Origin of the sequence: Parapedomonas caeni, assembly GCF_041060555.1 — a bacterium.
Classification (GTDB): domain Bacteria; phylum Pseudomonadota; class Alphaproteobacteria; order Sphingomonadales; family Sphingomonadaceae; genus CAUJIW01.
In genome coordinates, this window is sequence record NZ_JBEUDS010000051.1 from 1 (window position 1) to 4,462 (window position 4,462).

Annotated in this window: 7 protein-coding genes; 3 read left to right on the forward strand and 4 right to left on the reverse strand. The window is 66.2% G+C overall.

What is annotated here, in order from left to right; genetic code table 11:
- Together ABU113_RS16925 and ABU113_RS16930 are read right to left on the reverse strand one after the other, a co-directional pair.
- On the reverse strand, positions 1 to 761 hold a 761-nt coding region (locus ABU113_RS16925; protein WP_454560626.1), incomplete at its 3' end, for a phage terminase large subunit family protein.
- Positions 676 to 1,245 (reverse strand): hypothetical protein, encoded by a 570-nt coding sequence (locus ABU113_RS16930; RefSeq protein ID WP_454560627.1) that lies wholly within the window; start codon positions 1,243 to 1,245, stop codon positions 676 to 678. The genes ABU113_RS16930 and ABU113_RS16925, both read right to left, overlap by 86 nt.
- Before the next feature lie 147 nt (positions 1,246 to 1,392).
- Here ABU113_RS16930 and ABU113_RS16935 point away from each other — a divergent pair, with 147 nt between their 5' ends.
- From ABU113_RS16935 to ABU113_RS16945, 3 genes are all read left to right on the forward strand, one after another.
- Positions 1,393 to 1,614 (forward strand): hypothetical protein, encoded by a 222-nt coding sequence (locus tag ABU113_RS16935; protein ID WP_454560628.1) that lies wholly within the window; start codon positions 1,393 to 1,395, stop codon positions 1,612 to 1,614.
- 103 nt (positions 1,615 to 1,717) lie between these two features.
- Positions 1,718 to 2,263, forward strand: coding sequence for a DUF3489 domain-containing protein (locus tag ABU113_RS16940; RefSeq protein ID WP_454560629.1), 546 nt, complete (start codon positions 1,718 to 1,720; stop codon positions 2,261 to 2,263).
- Between the two features lie 4 nt (positions 2,264 to 2,267).
- Complete coding sequence (locus ABU113_RS16945) at positions 2,268 to 2,513, forward strand: hypothetical protein (RefSeq protein ID WP_454560630.1); 246 nt, start codon at positions 2,268 to 2,270, stop codon at positions 2,511 to 2,513.
- 52 nt (positions 2,514 to 2,565) lie between these two features.
- Here the strand turns inward: ABU113_RS16945 and ABU113_RS16950 are convergent, their stop codons facing one another.
- Positions 2,566 to 2,787, reverse strand: a complete 222-nt coding sequence (locus ABU113_RS16950) for a DUF7220 family protein (RefSeq protein WP_041375669.1) — start codon at positions 2,785 to 2,787, stop codon at positions 2,566 to 2,568.
- Positions 2,784 to 4,106: a DNA modification methylase gene (locus ABU113_RS16955; RefSeq protein ID WP_454560631.1), complete on the reverse strand. Its 1,323-nt coding sequence runs from the start codon at positions 4,104 to 4,106 to the stop codon at positions 2,784 to 2,786. Before ABU113_RS16955 ends, ABU113_RS16950 begins: the two co-directional genes overlap by 4 nt.
- Positions 4,107 to 4,462 lie beyond the last annotated feature (356 nt).

Consider the following 4,462-nt stretch of genomic DNA (forward strand, 5'->3'; position numbering starts at 1 on the left):
TCCCAGCGAACCTGCTCCCAGACCAGCGTCTGATGCTCGCCGCATTCCGGGCACGGCACGAAGAAGCGGCGCCTGTCGCTTTCGGCATAGGCGGTCTCGATCCGGCTCGCGCCACGGATGGTCGGCGTCGAGACCAGCACGATCTTGCGGTTCCAGAAGGTGACGGTGCGCTTCTTCGCCAGATTGACCGGATCGCCCTCGGCGCCGGCGCTGAACGGATAGCGGTCGACCTCGTCGCACAGAAGGATGCGGATCGGCCGGCTGGCCAGGCCCGAAGGCGCATTGGCGCCGACGATGGTCAGATGCCCGCCGGGAAACTTCTTGTGCAGGATCTTGTTCGACCCGTCCCGCGACTTCGGATCCGAGATTCGCCCATGCAGACAGGGCGTATCGCGCGCCATCGGCGAGAAACGGTCCTTCGACCAGGTCTCCGCATCGCGTTCCGTCGGCATCACCACCATCACCGGCGCCGGGTCCTGGTCGATGTGGAATGCAACGGTGTTGAGCAGCACCTCCGTCTTGCCGGTCTGGCTCGACGACATCACGACGACGCTTTCGACCGCTGGATCGGAGATCGCGTCCATGATGCCGCGCTGGTAGATGGCCCGCTCCGTGCGCCAGCGGCCGGGCTCGGCGCTGGCTTCGGAACTCAGGCGGCGCCTGGCGTCGGCCCACTCACTGATCGTCAGGGTCGGCGGCGGCGCCAGGATCGTCAGCGCCTTGCGCGTCGCCTGCGCCAGCCGCGCCGGCCCCTTCAGCATCAACGGCGATGGTCGGGAGGCTGGCGAGTTCCGCGAGCGCTTCGGTGATCGCGTCGCGGATCTGCGCGCGCGTGCCGGCAATGGTGGACTCCTCATGGACCAGCGGCGCCAGCCTGTCGGGCAGGACCAGCAAACGTGCGCGCAGGCGGGCCAGCACGGCGATCCACGCCTCCTCGACCTGAGCGGCCGGCAAGAGGTCGCCGCGCCGGACAGCTGCGTCCATTTCGGCGAGATCGGCCTTGGCCTTGATCAGCCGGGCGCGCTCGACACCGAAATCCGCGGCGCCCGTCTGCGACCGCGTCGCCAGCTCGCGCAGGTAGCGCACATAGCCGCGCACCGTGCCGACGAGGTCGTAGCGCCCACGTTCGGGGCCGGTGCGAGCTGACGCCGGGATGATCCCGTCGCGCGCCAGCTGCTGGACCCGCCTTTCGGTCAGGTCCAGGAGCCGGGCGATGACCGCGATGGGTTGGGTATTGGTCGCCATGAACGGGGGCCGCTCCCGGGCAAGATCAGGTCATGTCGGGAGCCCCGCCATCACTGCAGAAAAAGCAATGAAATGATGCACTTATCGACTTGATGAGGGTGCCGATCAGAGCCTGTATGGCGTCACCATCAAGCGCTGGAGACCGCCATGACCAAGTCCCGAAACACCGCTTCCGCCCTCGACGCTTTCATCGCCAAGAAGGCGGAGATCGACGCGATGCTGGAGCGCATCAAGGCCCTGAGCGACGACCATTTCGACACCAGCCCCGACGAGATCAATTGGGGCCACGTCGGAACCCTCGCGCACTATGCCGAACTCCTGAAGCGCATCACCGACGCAGCCTTCAAGGAGGGCGAGCACGCCGATTAGGCGCACCACTTCCCGCCTTCGCCCCGATGGGATCGCCCTCGGGGCTCGGGGCAGTAGTAGGTCCGCGATGGTCGCGCGCCTCTCCTGAAGAAGGATTGCCCCAATGACCAAACTCTCCGACACACAGACGATCGTCCTCAGCGCCGCTGCGCAGCGCGCGAACATGCTGGCTCTACCGCTCCCGAAGAACCTCAAGGGCGGCGCAGCGCAGAAAGTGATCGCCTCGCTCATCAAGCAGGGCCTGCTCGAAGAGATCGATGCCGACACGCGCATCGGCGAACACATCTGGCGCGAGACCGGCGACGGCCACGGCGTCACACTCGCGATCACCGAGCACGGGCTCGCCGCCATCGGCATCGAGCCGGAGGCCTCGCGTGACGCTGCGGAATCGACGCAAAGCGATCATGCTGCCGTCAAGACGCCATCGAAGCCAAATGCCCGCGAAGGCAGCAAGCAGGCCCAGCTGATCGCCATGCTGCAGGGCGCCGACGGAGCAACCATCGCCGAAATCGCTGCCGCATTCGGCTGGCAACCGCATACTGTGCGCGGCGCCATCGCCGGGGCGCTCAAGAAGAAGCTCGGGCTCGATGTGACCTCCGAGAAGGTCGACGGACGCGGTCGGGTCTACCGCCTCAGCCGGGAGGGCTGAGGCTATGGCGAGGATCACCATCCACGACCGTCTCGTCGCCGCCCTACAGCACCGAGGCGAAGCGATCATCGCTGATGCACGCTCGACCCGCTACACGGTCCTCACGCGAACGCGCCGGGAAACCGGCGAGCAGGTCGGCTTCTATTTCGTCGGCCGTGCCGGCGCGCTCCGGGCCGGCCGCACCGTTGCCGAGAGCCGGCCGGTGGGCGCCGACTTCCGGGCGAAGCTGCTCGGCATAACGACCAGCTGACACGTCATCCTCACTGAGCCGCCGCTGCCCGCCATGGGCGGCGGCGTTTTGCTTATGCAGTCCAAGAGCGCATCCTCTCGAACATGCGCCGCACGGCATAGCTGCGCGCCACGGATACCAGCGTGAATAGAGCGCCGATCAACAGATTGTCGCTCAGGGACACCTGCAGACCGAACAGCGGGAAGACCGCGATCTGGGTCAGCACGGCCACGCCGTAACCGATCGCGACATTGCTCAACGCCTCGATCAGGGACATTCGGCGCGACTGCATCATGCGGCGTCCTGATCGCTGTCACGAGTGCCGACGCGCTCGGTCTTCACCTCGTCGAAGCTGCGATTCTCGCCCTCCAGCCTTGCCGATTTCCCGGTGAAGGCCTGCCAGCGGTTGACGATCACGTCACAAAAGGTCTCGGAGAGCTCAACCCCGAAGACGCGTCTCCCCGTCCGCTCGCCTGCGATGAGTTGCGAGCCCGAGCCGGAGAACGGCTCGTAGCAGATTTCCCCCGGCACGGTGTGCAGCTCCATCGGCAGCGTGAACACGCGCACCGGTTTCGAGGTCGGGTGCTCCCGCGTCTCGATCTCGCTCGACGGGATGGACCACACCGTCGTCGGCCAGTTCTCGAAGCCTTCGCGGTTGACGCGCGGCTTGTTGCCCGAGCGCCAGCCGAACAGGCAGGGCTCGTGCGCCCACAGCATGATCGAGCGCGTGAGCACCGGACGGCTCTTGGCCCAGATGATCTGCTGGTGATGCAGCACGTCGAACTTGGACCAGCAGGCTTCCAGCATTGCCTGGCGCCGCGAGGCATGCCAGCAATACCAGGCCGCGTCCTCCTTGATGGCGCAGTCGATGGCGACCTGCATGAAGGCCTCGTAGAACTGCGGCCCCTGGGATGAATCGTCCCAGTGCTTCTGCTCGATGTAGTCGTCGGACCAGTCCTTGTTCGCGATCTTCTTGGCGCGGGCGGACGCGTTCTTCTTCGTCGGATGGTTGGTGCCGTCATAGTCGACGAGATAGGGCGGATCGGTCGCGAACAGCGCGGCGCGCTCGCCGTTCATCAGGCGGGTGACGTCCTCGGCCGAGGTCGAGTCTCCGCAGAGCAGGCGGTGGTCCCCGAGGATCCAGAGATCGCCGCGGCGGGTGACGGGCGTGGCGGGCGGCTCCGGAACCTCGTCTTCGTCCACCAGCCCCTCGACGGGCGCCTCGGCCAGGAGACGGGCCAGTTCGTCGTCCTCGAAACCGGTCAGCGCCAGGTCGAACTCGTCGAGCTTCAGATCGGCCAGTTCGAGCTTGAGCAGCTCGTCATCCCAGCTCGCATTCTGATGCGAGCGGTTGTCCATCAGCCGGTAGGCGCGCAGCTGCGCCGGCGTCAGGCCATGCGCGACATGCACCGGCACGCTCGTCATGCCGAGCCGCTTGGCCGCCTCGTAGCGGGTGTGGCCGACGACGATCACCATGTCCTCGTCGACGACGATCGGCTGACGCCAGCCGAACTCGGCCAGTGAGGCGGCGACCGTGGCGACAGCCTCCTCGTTGCGGCGCGGGTTGCGGGCATAAGGCACGAGCTTGTCGATCGGCGTTTCGACGACGTCCATGGTCGGTCCGGTGCGATGGGTGAAGGATCTGATCCGGCGGTCGCGAAGCCCGCCGTTGTTCTGTGCCGGCGAAACGGGTCCCGCTTCGCCGATGCGCTCGAAACGAAACGCCCCCGACCGGCGGCTTCGCCATCGTCGAGGCACGCAGACGCCTAAGTGTTTGGATTCACGAGCGCGAGGATGCTGGCGAAACGAAATGGCCTATTTCGGCGCCGTCACTGGGCAAGCGTCGCGCCATTGCCGCCAGCATACGATTTCGGCCAGGGAGGAACCGCTATCTCTCTGAGTTCGTTGATATTAACGCCGTACCGTAAGACGGAGCGTCCCGCTTGACAGGACGTCCCGTTTTGCGTTAC

Bases quoted from the DNA above. Each gene is read 5' to 3' on its own strand.
- ABU113_RS16930 (WP_454560627.1), bottom strand. From the start codon at position 1,245: ATGGCGACCAATACCCAACCCATCGCGGTCATCGCCCGGCTCCTGGAC.
- ABU113_RS16935 (WP_454560628.1), top strand. From the start codon at position 1,393: ATGACCAAGTCCCGAAACACCGCTTCCGCCCTCGACGCTTTCATCGCC.
- ABU113_RS16940 (WP_454560629.1), top strand. From the start codon at position 1,718: ATGACCAAACTCTCCGACACACAGACGATCGTCCTCAGCGCCGCTGCG.
- ABU113_RS16945 (WP_454560630.1), top strand. From the start codon at position 2,268: ATGGCGAGGATCACCATCCACGACCGTCTCGTCGCCGCCCTACAGCAC.
- ABU113_RS16950 (WP_041375669.1), bottom strand. From the start codon at position 2,787: ATGATGCAGTCGCGCCGAATGTCCCTGATCGAGGCGTTGAGCAATGTC.
- ABU113_RS16955 (WP_454560631.1), bottom strand. From the start codon at position 4,106: ATGGACGTCGTCGAAACGCCGATCGACAAGCTCGTGCCTTATGCCCGC.